The 15,938-nt window shown below is 57.5% G+C and carries 14 protein-coding genes; 12 read left to right on the top strand and 2 right to left on the bottom strand.

The window, feature by feature from the left end:
* Nucleotides 1-25: 25 nt before the first annotated feature.
* Nucleotides 26-1,306, bottom strand: a complete 1,281-nt coding sequence (locus ET33_RS06095) for an MFS transporter (protein WP_036677960.1) — start codon at nucleotides 1,304-1,306, stop codon at nucleotides 26-28.
* A 444-nt stretch (nucleotides 1,307-1,750) separates the two neighbouring features.
* On the opposite strand from ET33_RS06095, the gene ET33_RS06090 reads away from it, so the two are divergent.
* From ET33_RS06090 to ET33_RS06050, 9 genes are all read left to right on the top strand, one after another.
* Complete coding sequence (locus ET33_RS06090) at nucleotides 1,751-2,338, top strand: CD3073 family putative ECF transporter S component (RefSeq protein WP_036677957.1); 588 nt, start codon at nucleotides 1,751-1,753, stop codon at nucleotides 2,336-2,338.
* Nucleotides 2,325-2,819 (top strand): CD3072 family TudS-related putative desulfidase, encoded by a 495-nt coding sequence (locus ET33_RS06085; protein WP_036677955.1) that lies wholly within the window; start codon nucleotides 2,325-2,327, stop codon nucleotides 2,817-2,819. Before ET33_RS06090 ends, ET33_RS06085 begins: the two co-directional genes overlap by 14 nt.
* A gap of 9 nt (nucleotides 2,820-2,828) precedes the next feature.
* Nucleotides 2,829-3,653, top strand: coding sequence for an ATP-binding cassette domain-containing protein (locus ET33_RS06080; protein ID WP_036677952.1), 825 nt, complete (start codon nucleotides 2,829-2,831; stop codon nucleotides 3,651-3,653).
* Nucleotides 3,638-4,543, top strand: coding sequence for an ATP-binding cassette domain-containing protein (locus ET33_RS06075; protein ID WP_036677948.1), 906 nt, complete (start codon nucleotides 3,638-3,640; stop codon nucleotides 4,541-4,543). The genes ET33_RS06080 and ET33_RS06075 overlap by 16 nt, the downstream gene beginning before the upstream one ends.
* Before the next feature lie 14 nt (nucleotides 4,544-4,557).
* Nucleotides 4,558-5,349: an energy-coupling factor transporter transmembrane component T family protein gene (locus tag ET33_RS06070; protein WP_036677946.1), complete on the top strand. Its 792-nt coding sequence runs from the start codon at nucleotides 4,558-4,560 to the stop codon at nucleotides 5,347-5,349.
* 179 nt (nucleotides 5,350-5,528) lie between these two features.
* Nucleotides 5,529-6,116 (top strand): TetR/AcrR family transcriptional regulator, encoded by a 588-nt coding sequence (locus tag ET33_RS06065; RefSeq protein ID WP_200879187.1) that lies wholly within the window; start codon nucleotides 5,529-5,531, stop codon nucleotides 6,114-6,116.
* Nucleotides 6,117-6,153: 37 nt separating this feature from the next.
* Complete coding sequence (locus ET33_RS06060; protein ID WP_036677945.1) at nucleotides 6,154-7,659, top strand: extracellular solute-binding protein; 1,506 nt, start codon at nucleotides 6,154-6,156, stop codon at nucleotides 7,657-7,659.
* Nucleotides 7,659-9,503, top strand: coding sequence for a sensor histidine kinase (locus tag ET33_RS06055; RefSeq protein ID WP_036677935.1), 1,845 nt, complete (start codon nucleotides 7,659-7,661; stop codon nucleotides 9,501-9,503). The genes ET33_RS06060 and ET33_RS06055 overlap by 1 nt, the downstream gene beginning before the upstream one ends.
* Entirely contained in the window at nucleotides 9,500-11,098 is a 1,599-nt protein-coding gene (locus ET33_RS06050) for a response regulator transcription factor (protein ID WP_036677932.1), read from the top strand. The genes ET33_RS06055 and ET33_RS06050 overlap by 4 nt, the downstream gene beginning before the upstream one ends.
* 84 nt (nucleotides 11,099-11,182) lie before the next feature.
* Here ET33_RS06050 and ET33_RS06045 read toward each other — a convergent pair whose 3' ends face one another.
* Complete coding sequence (locus tag ET33_RS06045; protein WP_036677931.1) at nucleotides 11,183-12,235, bottom strand: YrpD family protein; 1,053 nt, start codon at nucleotides 12,233-12,235, stop codon at nucleotides 11,183-11,185.
* A gap of 274 nt (nucleotides 12,236-12,509) precedes the next feature.
* On the opposite strand from ET33_RS06045, the gene ET33_RS06040 reads away from it, so the two are divergent.
* Genes ET33_RS06040 through ET33_RS06030 form a run of 3 tightly spaced genes read left to right on the top strand, consistent with a single transcriptional unit; the run spans nucleotide 12,510 to nucleotide 15,915 of the window.
* On the top strand, nucleotides 12,510-13,436 hold the full coding sequence (locus ET33_RS06040) for an ABC transporter permease (RefSeq protein ID WP_036677928.1): 927 nt from the start codon (nucleotides 12,510-12,512) through the stop codon (nucleotides 13,434-13,436).
* Between the two features lie 22 nt (nucleotides 13,437-13,458).
* Nucleotides 13,459-14,376: a carbohydrate ABC transporter permease gene (locus ET33_RS06035; RefSeq protein ID WP_036678413.1), complete on the top strand. Its 918-nt coding sequence runs from the start codon at nucleotides 13,459-13,461 to the stop codon at nucleotides 14,374-14,376.
* 54 nt (nucleotides 14,377-14,430) lie between these two features.
* Entirely contained in the window at nucleotides 14,431-15,915 is a 1,485-nt protein-coding gene (locus ET33_RS06030; RefSeq protein ID WP_036677926.1) for an extracellular solute-binding protein, read from the top strand.
* Nucleotides 15,916-15,938: the final 23 nt, after the last annotated feature.

Below are 15,938 nucleotides of genomic sequence, written 5' to 3'. Positions count from 1 at the left end.
TATGCAGCAGCCGCTTGAATCATAATCAGTTCGACAGGTGCACGGCGCTGCTGCCGTTCGATGAGGAACTCCCTTGATTCAGCACCGGCATCACGGAACGGAGCATCAGCAGCCCAGCCACCCCGGTCATGAAAATTACGACCGCCATCCCCCAGCCCGGCAGCACGCCGCCGAGTATGATGTTGACTCCACCCAGGATCATGCCTCCCCGGAACCCCATGCCGTTAATCGCCATATAAGAGCTGCGCGCGTGATCCGGCACGATGTTCACCAGAAATGCCTGGCTGAGCGGAACGTAAATCAGCTCGCCGACCGTCGCGACGAACATCATCAGCACGAGCAGCGCCGGCTGGTTGCTGTACGCGAGAAAGCTGTATCCGGCGATGTTGAGCGCAAGCCCCGCGTACATGATCCGCGAATCCGAGCGGTGCTTGATCAGCGCTGCGATCACAAGCGACAGCAGAACGACAAGCAGCGTATTCTCGGTCCGCAGCACCCCCAGCATTTCCATACCGTCAATCTGCCAGTCCGTCCATGGCAGCCACGGCGTCAACCGCATTTCTTTCTCCAGACGAATCGCGATATAGTCGACCAGATTAATCTCCACGGAGTAGAGAAGCATAAAGGCGCCGACATACACCATAAACACTTTATCGCGCAGCACCTGCCGGTAGTTGGCCCACAGCTTGCCTTTCTTCGGCTCCGCCGCCCCGGTTGGGCCGCCTTCGGGCCGTTTCCAGGCTTCGGTGATGAAGACCCAGGTGACGGCGAAGGAAACAAACGTCATGAGCCCAACGGCGAGGAACAGCTCGAACAAGTAATCGGCGAACAGAATCGCTCCGATCATTCCGGCAGCGGCAACAGACAGATTGTTGGTCCAATATGAAATCCGGTACATCGCCTGGCGGGCATGCGGCTCCGTCACATCGATCAGCATCGCCTCGATGGCGGGCTTGTGCAGTCCCCAGCTCGCGCTGACGACAACCGTCATGACGAGCGTCGCGACCGGCGATTGGCACCAGGGCGAGTTGACGGCAGCCATGACCAGATAAGCCGCGGCGATCGCCGCTTCGGAGATCAGCATCATGCGCTTGCGTCCAACCCGGTCCGCATAATAGCCGCCCAGCGTGGCGAAGACGAGCCCCACCACGATATTGAAAATCGCCACGAAACCTGCGGCCGTCGCCCCGAGCGTTTTGGCAAAATAAACGGACATGAACGGCACGACCATGCTGCCGAGTGCCCCGGTCAAAAAGCTCATCATAATACGAAGTTTAACGTTTGGATGAAAATCCCGAAATCGCATGGAGCACTCCTTGATTGCAGAAAATAAATAAACGTACTTGAATAGGGTATCCTCGGAAGCCAGGCCGGTCAAGGGAAGGTTTGGTTTAGGATAATTGTCCGCCGGCGGAATATAGATAATAACGGCCCCGGGCAGCGGGCAAAGTCAAAGTCCCACTTTCTTCAACTGCATCCAATTATCATCATTGACAACCAAACAAAAAGCACTACAATGATACTAAACTAAGTGGATAAACTTACTTGGTTTTAAGCAATTCAACTCGTCTGTAGAATATGCGTCAGAGCCGCAGCCGGAAGTCCTTTTCGCTTCAAGCCCGCGCTCCCATGCGTTTCTCGTTATGTACAAAGGGGGAATCGGATTCTTTAATAAAGCAAGACCTTCTGATCGAAGACGGATCGAAGAAAGTCCGGTATTTATTTTATGAATCCTTGGAGGTCGTTCGGCATGAATCAAAAAACGTTAATCATCACGCTCGGCGCTTTGGCCGTTGCGATCAATGTCATTGCGGGAACGGTCGTCGGAAGCTTGAAAATTCCGTTCCTGTTCCTCGACGTCATCGGCACGATCTTTATCGCCGCCGTCTATGGCCCGTTCTGGGGTGCGCTCGTCGGCATCCTGACCAATCTGGTCCTGGGCGTGACGTCCGGCTATTCGTCGATTCCTTTTGCGCTTGTGAACGCCACCGTCGGCCTGATCGTCGGCTACACCGCACGGAAATACGGATATACGCTGCGGTCGGCGCTCGTCTCGGGCCTCCTGCTGGGCATCGTCTGCCCCGCCATCGGAACGGTCATCGCGATCGGCGTATTCGGCGGATTGACGGGCGGCGTACAGGATATTGCGGTGCTGTGGCTGAAGCAAGCCGGCAGCAGCTTGTTCGCATCCGCGTTTCTGCCCCGTCTGGCAGAAAATTTAATCGACAAAATCTTGTCGGCCCTGCTCGTCTACTACGTGATCAAAGGCATTCCGCAGTCGCTCCTCAAGCGGCCGGCCAAACGCGGATCGAAGGGGGCTCCCCATGCAGCGCAGTAAAAAAATCATCGTCGCATCCCATTGCGTGCTGAATCAGAATGCCGTCGTCGCCGAGGAAGCCCGGAGTCCGGGCGTGATGAAATCGGCGGTCGATTGGGCGAATGAACAAGGATACGGCATCGTCCAGCTGCCCTGCCCCGAGTTCACGTTTCTCGGGCCGGAGCGGCCCCCGATGACGGTCGAGGAGTACGACACGCCGGAGTTTCACGCCCACAACCGGAACATTCTGCTGCCGTTCGTCGAGCAGTTGAAGGTGTATCAGGATCATGGCTACACGATTGCAGGCGGGCTCGGCATTAGCGGAAGCCCCTCCTGCGATCCGGGGAAAGGCGTCTTCATGCAGGACTTTTTGGCGCTAGCGGCGGAAAAAGGCGTGCATATCGACTTCTTCTGGCAAATTCCGAATACGGAGGACGGCTTGTTCGATCCCGCTGATGCAAAAAGTGTCTACGGCCCGGTCGCCACTTCGGAAAGGCAGTGACTACGACTTATGATCTCAATTCGAAACGTATCGTTTTCTTATACCGGCGGCGACGCTCCGGTTTGGGCGCTTCGCGATGTCAGCCTGGAGCTTGAGCCTGGCGAATTCGTCGCTTTCCTCGGCCCGAACGGCTCCGGCAAATCGTCGCTAACGAAGCTGCTGAACGGCATCGAGCTGCCGACGGAAGGCTCGATCCTTGTCGAGGGCGACGATACCGCCGATCCCCATGCGGTCCCTTCCATCCGCAGGCGCGTCCAAATCGTATTTCAAAACCCGGAAAACCAGCAGGTCGGCCTAACGGTAGGCGAGGACATCGCTTTCGGGCTGTCGAACATCGGCTGGCCGCAAGAGGACATGCAGCGCCGGATTCGCTGGGCGCTGAACGCGGTCCGGCTCGATGCCGACGAAGACCGCCTCGTGACGCAGCTGTCCGGCGGAGAGAAGCAGAAGCTGGCGCTGGCTTCCGTGCTGGCGCTCGCCCCCCGCTGCCTGATTCTCGACGAAGCGACCTCGATGCTGGACCCCGTCTCCCGGAAGCAGTTCGTGGAGACGCTGCACGAGGTTCGTCGCGAGCATCCGTTTACGCTGATCTACATCACCCACCACCTGGAGGAAGTGTTCGATGCGGACCGCTGGGTGCTGTTCCGGCAAGGCGGCGTCCAAGCCGTCGGGAAGCCCGCGGACCTGTGGACGCAGGAGGAGCTGCTCTCCGGCTGCGGGCTGGAGCTGCCTTACCCGCGCAGACTGGCGCTGGCGTTGCGGAGATTGGGCGTTCCCGTTCCCGACTCGCCCGGGCCCGAAGAATGGAGGAAGCTGCTATGCGCATCGAGCTGAAGAACGTGTCGTTCACCTATGGCGCCTACGGCAAACGGCGGCGCAAAAAGGAGGCTTCCTCCTCGGTCCCGGCGGTGCTCAGGCAAATCGGGCTGGCGATCGACAAGGGCGAGATGCTGGCCGTTGCCGGCAAATCCGGCTCGGGTAAGTCAACGTTCACGCAGCTGCTCAAAGGGTTTCTGTCCCCGACCGAGGGCGAGCTGCTGCTGGACGGCACCAATCCGCATACCGCCAAGCGTCCGGAGCTGTTCGACCGGGTCGGGTATATTTTTCAATATCCCGAGCATCAGCTGTTTGCGGCGACGGTGTTCGAGGACATCGCCTTCGGCCTGCAGCACGCCGGGCTGACGCCCGAAGCGAAGGAGGCGCAGGTCCGGGCTGCGATGACCGCGGTCGGCCTCGACGATGACGTGTTCGCAAGCCGGAGTCCGTTCGAGCTGAGCGGAGGCGAGAAGCGGCGTGTCGCCATCGCCGGCGTCATCGTGCTGGAGCCGGACGTGCTTATTCTTGACGAGCCGACGGCCGGCCTCGATCTGCCTTCGCGTCAAGCACTGTTCGAGCTGCTGCACCGCTTGAACCGGGAGAACGGGATGACGATTCTGTGGGTCAGCCACCAGCTGGACGAAATTTTGGAGCACGCTTCCCGGCTCATCGCGCTGAAGGATGGCCGCTTTGTGGCCGACGGGCATCCGGCGCGATTGTTATCCGACCCGCAGCTCCTGGCGGCCTTCGGCTGGGAGGAGCCTCCGGCGCTGGCTATACGCCGAATGCTTGGGTCCGCAAGCACCGACGCCCCCGTCCTCCCCGGACGTCTCGAATCGATCGAAGAGACCGCTCAACGGATCGCGCGAAGGTATGCGGAGCGATCCCATCCAGTTTACCTTTCTTAAGGAGCGCCTGACCTATGTCCGCAACAAGCGATTTGATCTACCAAAAAAGAGACTCGTGGCTGGAACGCTGGGACCCGCGCATGAAGATCGTCGCCGTGCTGCTGTTCGGCCTCAGTCTGCTGCTGAACCACCACCTGCTTCTGAAAAGTGCCCAGCTCGCGCTGCTCATCGTCCTTTGGGGTGTTGCCAAGCTCTCTTGGCGCGTGCTGGCGCTGACTGTTTTGTCCTTATTGCTGTTTTTTACGTCCACGATGATTTACCAGGCGATCCTCACGCCCGTTCCGGGGGATACGTGGATCACGATCGGCTTCGTCACGTTCTCGGCGGAAGGCGCGGTCAAGGGCGTCGTCATGTGCGAACAGATCGCCGGGATCGTGCTGCTCTTGTCGCTGCTCGTGCGGACGACTTCGCCGATCGTGCTTGCGGAAGGGCTGGAGCTGCTGCTCAGTCCCTTGAAGAAGCTGAAGGTGCCGGTGCACGAAGCGGTGATGATGTTCTCCATCTCCCTTCGCTTCCTCCCGCTGCTGCTGGACGAGTTCGACAAAATCCGCAAAGCGCAGACGGCCCGGGGCGGAGGCTTTCACCGCAAAGGGGTAGTGGCCCGCTTTCGGGGCGTGCTGCCGATGCTGCTGCCCTTGTTCGTGCTTTCCATCCTGCGCGCCAGAGATTTGGCCGTCGCGATGGAATCCCGCTGCTACCAAGGCGATACCGGACGGACGCCGATCCGCGTGTACCGGTTCCGCCCGCGCGACTACGCCGTGTTCGCTTTTGCGCTGTCGAATTTGACGCTGATTCTGCTTTGGTAAGCTTGCCCGCCCCGGCCATAGCCCTCTTTGATCCGGTTCCCCGGTTTCTCGAAGAGGGCATGTTTATTTTACCGTAGGTAGAATGTCCCTCATCCGAAAAGGAGGGATTTAACATAGGGATGCAGAAGTATTGGTAACTAGGAATTTTTGGGGTATTTTACAACAAAACGTTTGACGGAGTGATTGTTATCAACGAAACTTACGCCAAAATTTTGGAAACCGCCTACCGGCTGTTCGCGGAGCACGGGTTTGACAAGACAAGCCTGTCCATGATCGCCAAAGAAGTAGGAATTTCCAAGCCCGCGATCTACTATCATTTTTCTTCCAAAGATGTGCTGATCGACGTTCTTTTCGATGAAATCGCGAAGGAAATCGATTTTTCGAAGTCCTTTTCCATCCAGGACTATACGAAAGACAACTTCGAAGCGAAGCTGCTGGCCGACGGCTACCGGATGATCGAGGACCAACGGCAGGACGAATACTTCCCCCGCATCCTGAACGAATACCTGATCCGGGGCTCCCGCAACGAACCGAAGTACGAGCAGCGGTTCCACGCGGTGACCGAAGGATTCGCCAGCGGGTTCGAGGAGCTGCTGACGCACGGCGCGAAACTTGGCGTCGTTCCGGACGAGCGGATTACGGCCAAGGCGCATATGCTGACGATGGTGATCGACAACATCGGCAACTTTATGATGATCGGCTTCAAATTCAACTATGAGGACATCTGGCAAGAGGCGGTCAAAAGCGTGCTTCGGAGCGAGGGATAAGCAAGTAAAAGCCAAACCACCTTTTCCAAAGGAGTAGATGGCCGTGAATGCGAAACGGATTCGTTGCTCCGTGCTGCTCGCATCGATCCTTGGCATCGTCGGACTGACTTCATGTTACCGGGTCGGCTCTCCGGAAGCCGTCCCGCCGGAGCCGGTCTCCGTCGTTCTGAACAGCCAGGGGTTTACATTCCCCGAGGGCCTGAACGAGAACCGGAACCCGTATCTCGATTACATCAAGGAGCGGACGAATCTGGACATCCGCGTCATTTTGCCGCCTTCCGAAGGATACGAGGTGAAGCTGAACGCGCTCATGGCTTCCGGCAATCCTCCGGATATGCTGAGCGTGTTCAGCGACGTCTGGGTAGCCAACTATGCCAAGAGCGGCCTCCTCCAGCCGCTGAATGATTGGATCGACCGCTACGGCCCCGCGCTGAAGGCGGGCATCTCGAAGGAGGCCTGGGACAAAGTCACGTTCAACGGCAACATCTATGCGATTCCCAGCGTCAATGAAATACGCGGCACCGAGCTGATGTACGCGCGGAAGGATTGGCTGGACAAGCTCGGCCTGAAGCCGCCGCAAACGCTGGAGCAATACTACGAGGTCATTCGGGCGTTTACCCGAAACGCCCCCGCCGGCAACGGCAAGGACGATACGCTCGGACTGATCCTCATCGAAAATTTGGGACGGTCCTCCCCTTTTTTCGGGGCGTTCGGCGTCCAACTCGGTCAATGGATGGAACGGGACGGCAAGCTGCTGTATGCGGATATTTTGCCTGAAACAAAGGAAGCGCTTACTTTTCTCCATCGCCTGTACGCGGAGCGGCTCCTCGATCCCGAATTTCCGATCAACAAAAAGCGGAACCTCGATCAAAAGATCGCATCCGGCCAAGTCGGGCTGTTCTCGGCGACCTGGTACGATACGCGCGGACCGATCGAGCTGAACCGGAAAAACGACCCGCAGGCCGAGTGGATTCCCCTCGATTATCCTGTCGGGCCTGCAGGCCGCAAGGGCACATCTGAGACTTCGCTGATCCGCCAGTATCAGGTCGTTCCCGCCCATAGCCGCCGGGCCGGTGCCGCTATCCGAATGCTGAACTTCATCGCCGGGGAAGGCAACCGCGAGCTGAAGCTCGGCTTCCGGAACAAAGTCTGGAGCGAGCGGGACGGGCGCATCGTGACCGATTTCGACGAGCATGACAAGCATCTGTACCGGGGCATGTACTCCTCGCTCGTCGATGTGCCTTCCCCTGCCTTATTGAAGGAGCGGCTCGATTCGCTCGGCCCCCGCTTCCAGCTGTATTCGAACATTCAGACGGTCGAGCGGAACGTCATACGCAACGAATTCCAGGGCCCCCCGACTCCCGCCATGGAAAAGTACAAGAAGAAGCTGTCCGCGCTCCGCGACGTTTTCGTCAAAATGGTCGTTGGCGTCATTCCTTTGGACCAGTTCGAATCGTATGCCGACTGGTGGAGGAGGGAGGGCGGCGATGAAATCACGAAGGAAGTCAACGCGTGGTATCAAAAGCAGCGGGAGGTGCGTTGATGCGACTGTGGCCTTGGTTGTACAAGCGGTATACGGAAAAAATCCAGCTCCGTCTCACCGTGTATTTCGTTCTCGTGCTGGTCCCTCTCGTCATCGTCAGTCTGTTCGTCAACTTCCGTTCCCAGCGCATCCTGCTGGAGCAAATCGAGGAGCGGACCAAGGGCGCGCTGACCTCTTCGATGGATTATATCGATGTCACGCTGCAAAATGTGGAGCAAATTTCGACGCTGGCCGCCACGAACAACAACCTTCTGAAGCTGCTGAACGAGACGGGGCCGGACTTGACGGCGCAATCGTATATCAACTTTTCCGAGATCTCAAGGGAGCTCTCAAGCATCACCTCGATCAGCCCGATGGTCTCCCAAATTTCGCTGTATCACGCTTCCTCCCGGATGCTGCTGTCCACCGGTAACGGAAGCAAGAAGATCGAGCATCCGCTTCAGGTGCTGGGGCTGCAGGAGCTTGCCGAGGCCGGAGGCTCCGCCATTGCTTACGTCATGCCCGACGTGGAGTTTCTGGAACGGCAGACGTTCGGCTCCGTCATGGACACGGACAGTATTTCGCTGGTCCGTACGATGGATCTCAACAACCCGGACCGCGAGCCGAATCTGCTCATTATTACTTTGAACAAAGACAAGCTGCTCGACTTGCTCGTGTCGCTGCTGCCATCGCCGCAAGCGCAAATCGCTCTTTATAACGATAAGGGACATCTCGTGACGGGAACGGAAAGCGCCGATCGGACGCGGACCGGCGCGGACGAAGACAGCCGAAGCGGGTCCAAGATTTCGACGAAGGTCGATTCGGCCTACTACAAATGGTCGCTCGTGCTGTCCCAGCCGAAGGAAGAATTGTACCGGGAAACGAACCTAAACCGGATGTATACCTACATTATTATCGGAATCAGCATCGTGCTCGCTTGCCTCATCTCCTGGGGGGTGTACAGCGGCATCGCTTCTCCCGTGCAGCGTCTGCTGAAGGGAATGAAGCGGGTCGGAAGCGGCAACTTTAATGTCCGGCTGGAGAACGAGCGGGCCGACGAGCTCGGTTACTTGACCCGGGCCTTCAACAAGATGGTCGAAGAACAGCGTCATCTGATCGAAAATTACTACGAGCAGCAGCTGCAGCTCGCCAACACGGAGCTGAAATTTTTGCAGTCGCAGATCAATCCGCACTTCCTCTACAATACGCTCGATTCGATTTATTGGACCGCCAAAAATTACGACGCCGACGAAATCAGCGAAATGGTGCTGAACTTATCGAACTTCTTCCGGCTCAGCCTGAGTAAAGGACGGGAAACGTTCTCCGTGGAGGAAACGGTCACGCATCTGCACTATTACATCCGGGTGCAGCAGCTTCGTTTTCTCGATTCGTTCACGATCAGCTACGAGCTGTCCGAAGAAAGCAAGGACATCCCCGTGCTGAAGCTGATTTTGCAGCCTTTGGTGGAAAATGCGATTCTTCACGGGCTGGAAAAGCGCAGAGACGGCCGTCTGCTCATCGCCAGCCGCATCGAGGAACGCTGTCTGGTGCTGACCGTGCAGGACAACGGAACCGGCATTCCCCCGGCGCGGCTGGAGCATATCCGCAGCGAGCTGGCCAAGCTGGCCGCGTTCGAATCGGGAACGCTGTCGTATAGGCAAAGCAATCCCAAGGACTTGTTCGGCTTGCGCAACGTCATGTCGCGTATTCTCATCGTTTACGGCCAACGGGCCGAACTGCAAATAGGCAGCACGGAGGGCCAGGGCACGACCACGACGCTGATTCTTCCGCTGGAGAAGTGCAAGGAGAATCACGAGCTGGGGCCTCCCCATCCCGGTCTGCACCAAGAGGTGAAGCTGGCATGAACTTATTCATTGTCGAAGACGAAATCCGCCTGCGGAACAGCCTGATGCATCATATTCCGTGGGAAGACCATGGCATCGAAGTGATCGGCACGGCGGAGAACGGGCTTGAAGCGCTGCGGCTCTTCGAACGCAAGAAGCCGGATATTGTGCTGCTGGATATCGAAATGCCGCAGATGGACGGCATCACGCTGGCCCGCAAGCTGCAGGAGCTGGACCCGCTGGTGAAGCTGATCATCCTGAGCGGGCACGATAATTTTGAATTCGCACAAGCCGCGATGGACGTCGGGGTGATGAAGTATTTGCTGAAGCCTGCCGGGGATGTGGAAATCCTGAAAGCCGTGCTTGAAGCGGCCGAACAGCTTCGGCAGGAGCTGGAGCGGATCAGCAATCAGGCGATGCTGCAGGAGAAATGGCGGCAGCATTTGCCGCAGCTGCGCAGCAGCTTCTTCCGGCGTTGGGCGGAAGGAGCTTACAGCCTGCGCGAAGCGATGCAGTACGGCAAGGACGTGCAGCTCGATCTGGAGCCGGACCGGCAGCTGGCGGTCGCCATACTCGATATGGACCCGCTCCCCGAAGCGGAAACGCGCTTTGGCCCGAAGGACCGGCAGCTCCTCTTATTTTCCCTTCACAGCATCGTAAGCGAGCTGCTTCAACGGTCCGGGCATTGGAGCTTTACCGATCCGGAAGGCCGTACCGTCATCCTGTTCGATGCGGGGCCGGACGAGGACCCGAACGACGTTCTGCTGCATGCGCATACGATAGTCACCCGGCTGCTCGGCAAAGTGAAGGAATGTCTGAAGCTCACGGCAAGCGCGGGCATCTGCGGGGCGACCGGCGGCCCGGAGGAGCTGCACAAGCTGTACGCTCAAGCCGGCAAAGCTTTGCTGTGCCGCAAAGTGTACGGGCGGGATATCACGATTCCATACCGGGAGGAGCCGGAAGGGACTTCCGCGCTTACGCTGCAGCCGACCTTGGAGAAGGGGCTGGAGATCGCGCTGGAAACAGGCGATCCCGGCAAGGCGGAGGAGCTGGCTTCCGCGCTGTGGACGGAAGGAATGGACCGGGCTGCGTCCGTGGATGACGTGCACGAGCATGTGCTCTATTTCGTCAGCCTGCTGACCCGGACGGTCCAGCGCCAAGGCTGGCGGGTCAAGGAAGTGACTGGAGAAGACTACGTGTTCTTCCAGAATCCGCTGCTGCTGACGACGAAGGAACAGATCCAGGCATGGCTGAGCCGCACCGTCCGTCATATCGCCGCTTACGTGCAGAACCAGCGCCAATGCATCAGCCATGATACGGTTCGGACGATTCTGGACATCGTTGAGAAGGAGCTGGACTCCGAGCTCACCCTGCATACGGTCGCAGACCGGCTGTATGTCAATTCGTCCTACTTAAGCAGGCTGTTCAAGCAGGAAACCGGAAAGCCGTTCTCTACGTACGTGCTGGAGCGCAAGATGGAAGCCGCCAAAGCCGCGCTGCTCAAAGGCGCCAAGGTATACGATGCCGCCATGCTGGCCGGGTACCGGGACGTGAGCTATTTTACGAAAGTATTCCGCAAATATTGGGGCGTCACACCGGGAGAGATGAAGCCCTGAACCGGCGCCGGAACAAAAAAATCGAACAAGCCGCCGGCAAGGGCTTGTTCGATTCGATTCCGCAAGTATCGCAAAAATCAGGCGTTATCTGGAGACGTTAATCGTCACATTGTTTCCGGAAACGACGACCGTCGCATTATCCTCCACATCTTTGACCGGAGTTCGCGCCGCTCCGTCCACATTCACATTTTTGAATTCGGCATAGTTCCTTCCCGTGACGCTTTCGGAACCGGCAAGGGTCGCCAGCATTTTCCACTTGCTTACGCTGGAGACATTGATATTCGCCACCTCCGCAACGGCCGTGAGGTACGTATCCGTTTGGGAAGAGCAGCTCATGTCGGAGCAAATGGCATACCCGCTGAGCGACAGCCGCACGCTGCCGTTCGAGTTCCGGTAAGCCGTCAGGTTTACATCCGTACCAGGCTTATACCCGTTCTTATACTGCACCTGGTTATAGGGCGAAACCAACGTGCCGAATTGCTTGGAGCCTTTAAATACGGACAGCACGGGCAACCATTTTTGATTATTGTATGCATTGCTGTACTGCAAGCCCATATCGGTTTCTACCCCTTGGCTGCCGGAGGTGCCGCTAAACCCGGCATAAATGTACGTTGCCCCCGAAGGTGCGCCCGTCAGTTGATTCGACGCCGCCAATCGCACCGTAGAGTTAAGGTACGAGCCGTTCCCATTGACGATCGCCCGGCCTCCGATGCCATCGGGAAGGTTACCTGCCATTGCCGCGATCCGCCGGCCGGCATCGCCGCCCGCCTCCGAGGCTGTGGCTTCGTAGACGTAAACCTTCTCCTTCGCCTGCGTCGGGCTTTTCTCATAGAAATACGCGGTATCCCCGTCGATTAACGTGTAATCGACCGTATGTCCAGAAGCTGCCGCGCTTCTCTGCAAGCCTTGGGCTTGTACGCTCTCCATCCCCGCCTGGCGCGCCTTGGCCAGCACCTCGTCGATTTTCGCAGCCGTTGCCGTCCTCGTAAAGTCCGTCACCTCCGCTCCGCTCATTTCGATCGATGCCGGTTCGCCTCCGCTTTTCGCGCGCCCCGGCAAATCGCTGGCGCTTATCGCCGTCGGGAACACCGCCATGACCGCGGCCGCGACGGCCAATAAAACAAACCTTTTCTTCATCCAAACCACTCTCCTTGGCTTTAAATGGGATTTCCACTTTAAGTCTACAAGATCCAACTAAAACCATATATAGGAGTATAATTACTTTATTTGGTATTCACATGACAACCTGTCATAACGCAGCACCGTGTCCGCTTGCCTTCCGCCAAAAAACAATCAAACTACCAAAAAAGGTCATCGCCCTCTCCTACCCTCCCGGGCCTCCCACCAGTACACTGAAATCAAGCTTCCCCGCACCGCAAACCGTCGTCGAACTAAGGAGGTGCCGCACCACGTGCGAACCGGCAAAATCAAACGGGCCCGGCTTTGGACCGATGTCCGCAAAGACTGGGACTTGTACGCCGCGCTTGTTCCCGGCCTGTTGTTTCTATTGCTGTTCAAATATACGCCGATGTACGGCATCGTCATTGCGTTCAAGGACTTCAACATCTTCGACGGCATGAGCGCCAGCCCATGGGTCGGCTTCAAGCATTTTGAGAAGCTGCTGACCTCCTCCGGCTTCCTGCAAGTGTTCCGCAATACGCTGCTTATTTCCGTGTACAAAATCGTTTTTTTATTCCCGCTCCCGATTATCGTCGCCATTCTGATGAACGAACTGAAACATATGCTGTTCAAGCGCACCATTCAGACCATCGTCTACCTGCCGCACTTTTTGTCCTGGGTGATCGTCAGCGGGCTGTTCATCGATCTGCTGTCGGTGAACGGAGGGATCGTGAACCGGTGGATCGCCCTACTGGGCGGGGAGCCGGTGAAGTTTTTCATCGACGGCGAGGTTTTCCGTTCCGTGATCGTCGCCTCCGCCGGCTGGAAGGAGATCGGCTGGAGCACGATCGTCTATTTGGCCGCCTTGACCGGCATCGACCCGCAGCTGTACGAAGCGGCCAAGATGGACGGGGCGAACAAATGGAAGCAGACGCTGCACATTACGCTACCAGGCCTCGTGCCGATCATCCTGCTCATGTTCATTTTGCGGCTCGGATCGATTCTGGAGGCAGGGACCGAGCAGATTCTCGTCATGTACAACCCGAGCGTCTACCATGTTGCCGATGTCATCGGAACATACGTTTACCGGATCGGCCTCGGGGAGCAGGATTACAGCTTCTCCACGGCGGTCGGCTTGTTCGAATCCGTCATCGCTTTCGTGCTGATCGTCGCCGGCAACGGGCTGGCGCGAAAATATTTGAAGCGCGGTATCTGGTAAAAGGAGGGACCTCATGATCAAAATGTCACACTCCGCACTCCGCCCACGCCGCGGCACGATGTCCGCTTCGCCCGCCGGGCGGGCGTTCACGGCGCTGAACTACGCGTTCTTCGTGCTGCTCGGCTTGACTACGATGTTCCCGTTCCTGAATCTGATCGCCAAATCGCTGAGCAGCGAGGAAGCCGTCGTCTCCGGGCGCGTCACGCTGCTGCCGGTAGACTGGCAGATCGGCACGTACCGGTACGTCATGAGCCAATCGCTGTTCCTCACCTCGTTTCAAGTTTCGGTGTTCGTTACGGTCGCAGGGACGCTGCTGGCGCTGTTCATGACGACGCTGGCGGCCTACCCGCTGTCCAAACCCCGGCTGCGCGGCCGAAAATGGTTCATTTTGATGTACATTTTCACCATGCTATTCAGCGGGGGGCTTATTCCGACCTATCTCCTGATGCAAAGCCTGCAGCTGATCGACAAGCTGCCCGTGCTGTTCCTGCCCGCCATGATCAGCGTTTACAACATGCTCATCATTAAAAATTATTTCGAGAGTCTGCCCGACAGTCTGGAGGAATCGGCGAAGCTCGACGGGGCGGGCAATCTAACGATCCTATGGCGCATCACGCTGCCGCTGTCCCTGCCCGTGCTGGCGACGATCGCGCTGTTCTACGCCGTGGCGTTCTGGAACGATTACTTCGCTTCGCTGATCTACATCAACACCCCGGAGAAAAAGCCGCTGCAGCTGTATTTGAAGGAGCTGTTCGTCTCCTCCAGCGACACATTCCTGCAGCTCGGTGCACACCTTAACGTGGACGCGGCCATGAACACGTCACCGCAAGCGATTCAAGCGGCCTCGATTCTGCTCGCGACCGTGCCGATCCTGCTCGTGTACCCGTTCCTGCAAAAATATTTCGTCAAAGGCGTTCTTGTCGGCTCGATCAAAGAATAACCGTAGTGAACTATGTTTTTACTTCAACCATGACCATCCAAAGGAGGTTCTTCGATGACCAAGAAACTGGCTGCCATCCTGTCCGTGACTGTACTCGCTTCCGTCGCAGCCGCCTGTAGCGGCGGGGGCCCGGCCCCCGAACCGGCTAAATCGGGCACAACGAATCCGCAGCTGCGCCAGCTTTTGCAATACAACCGGTTCGATCCCAACAACGACCCGGTCGGTAAATACTTGAAAGAAAAAACCGGCTACGACGTCAAGTACGATATGTTGCCGGTCGAAAACGCCGACGAAAAGCTGAACCTGCTTATGGCGAACAAAGAGCCCTACGATATCATGAAGCTGAACGCGAACCAGTACGCCAAGCTGTCTTCCTCCGGCGCACTGGAGCCGCTGGACGACTTGGTCCGGAAGTACGGCAAAAACATGCAGGAAGCGATCGGCCCGGCCTCGTGGAACGGCGCCAGACTGAACGGCAAATTGCACGCCATTCCGGAAGGCAGCTCGGGCGTGGCGACCGGAACGGCGCTCGTATATCGGCAGGATTGGCTCGACGAGCTGGGGCTGAAGCCTCCGACGACCCGCGACGAGCTGTACGCCGTGCTGAAGACGATCAAAGAGAAAAAGAACGTCATCCCGATGACCGGGGGCAAAGATCCGTTCCAGGCGGAGATCGGCTCCACCTTCGGTTGGCATTACGGTCCAGGCACGAACTGGAGAGAGAGCGACGGCAAAATTGTCCATATGGTCGAAGACCCGAAGACCAAGGACTATCTCGCGTTCATGAAGAAGCTGTACACCGAGGGGCTAATCGACGCGGAGTGGGCGATCAACCAGCCGAACAAGCTGCTGGAGAAGTTCACGAGCGGCAAGGCGTTCATGTTCCGGTCCGGGTGGTGGGACGCCGCCAATCTTAACAACGCGCTGGCCAAAAACTTCCCGAACGCCAAGATTGGCATCCTGCCTTACTTGACGGGAGACAGCGGAAAAGCGGCGCAGGTCGGCACCGGCGGCATTTCGTGGTTTATCGCCATCCCGAAGTGGTCTCCGAATAAAGAGGAAGCGATGAAATATTTGGACCTCAAGCTGGAAAAGGATATTTTCAAGGGGCTGGCCATCGGCCGGGAGGGGGTACACCATGAAGTGAAAGACGGCAAGTACTATCCGATCCTGCCCAAATTCAACGACGAATGGAACTTCGGAAGCGATTTTCTGACGGGAACGGACGAGAAAAATTACGAGGCGTACTGGCAAGCGCGCGTTCGCAAAAACGAGTTCGTCCAGAACAATTACGAAACGTACCAAGCGAATGCAAAAGGAATCCTGTACCACGACGCGCTGACCTACGCCCCGCCGATTGCGGACATCTCGAAACATTCGCAGAAGCTGCAAAAGCAGGCCGAGGATGCCTTCATCAAGTACGTCACTGGAGCCGAATCGCTGGAAACCTACGACAAGTTTCTGGAGCAGTGGAAAGCAAGCGGCGGCAGCGACATGATCAAAGCGGCCAACGAATGGTATAAAAGCAGCCGCAAGTAAGCGCCGCACAAAAGCCCGCCTGA

The organism is Paenibacillus tyrphae (assembly GCF_000722545.1).
GTDB lineage: Bacteria > Bacillota > Bacilli > Paenibacillales > NBRC-103111 > Paenibacillus_G > Paenibacillus_G tyrfis.
Note: the sequence above shows the minus strand (reverse complement) of the source record. Positions and strands in the feature narration are given on the sequence as shown.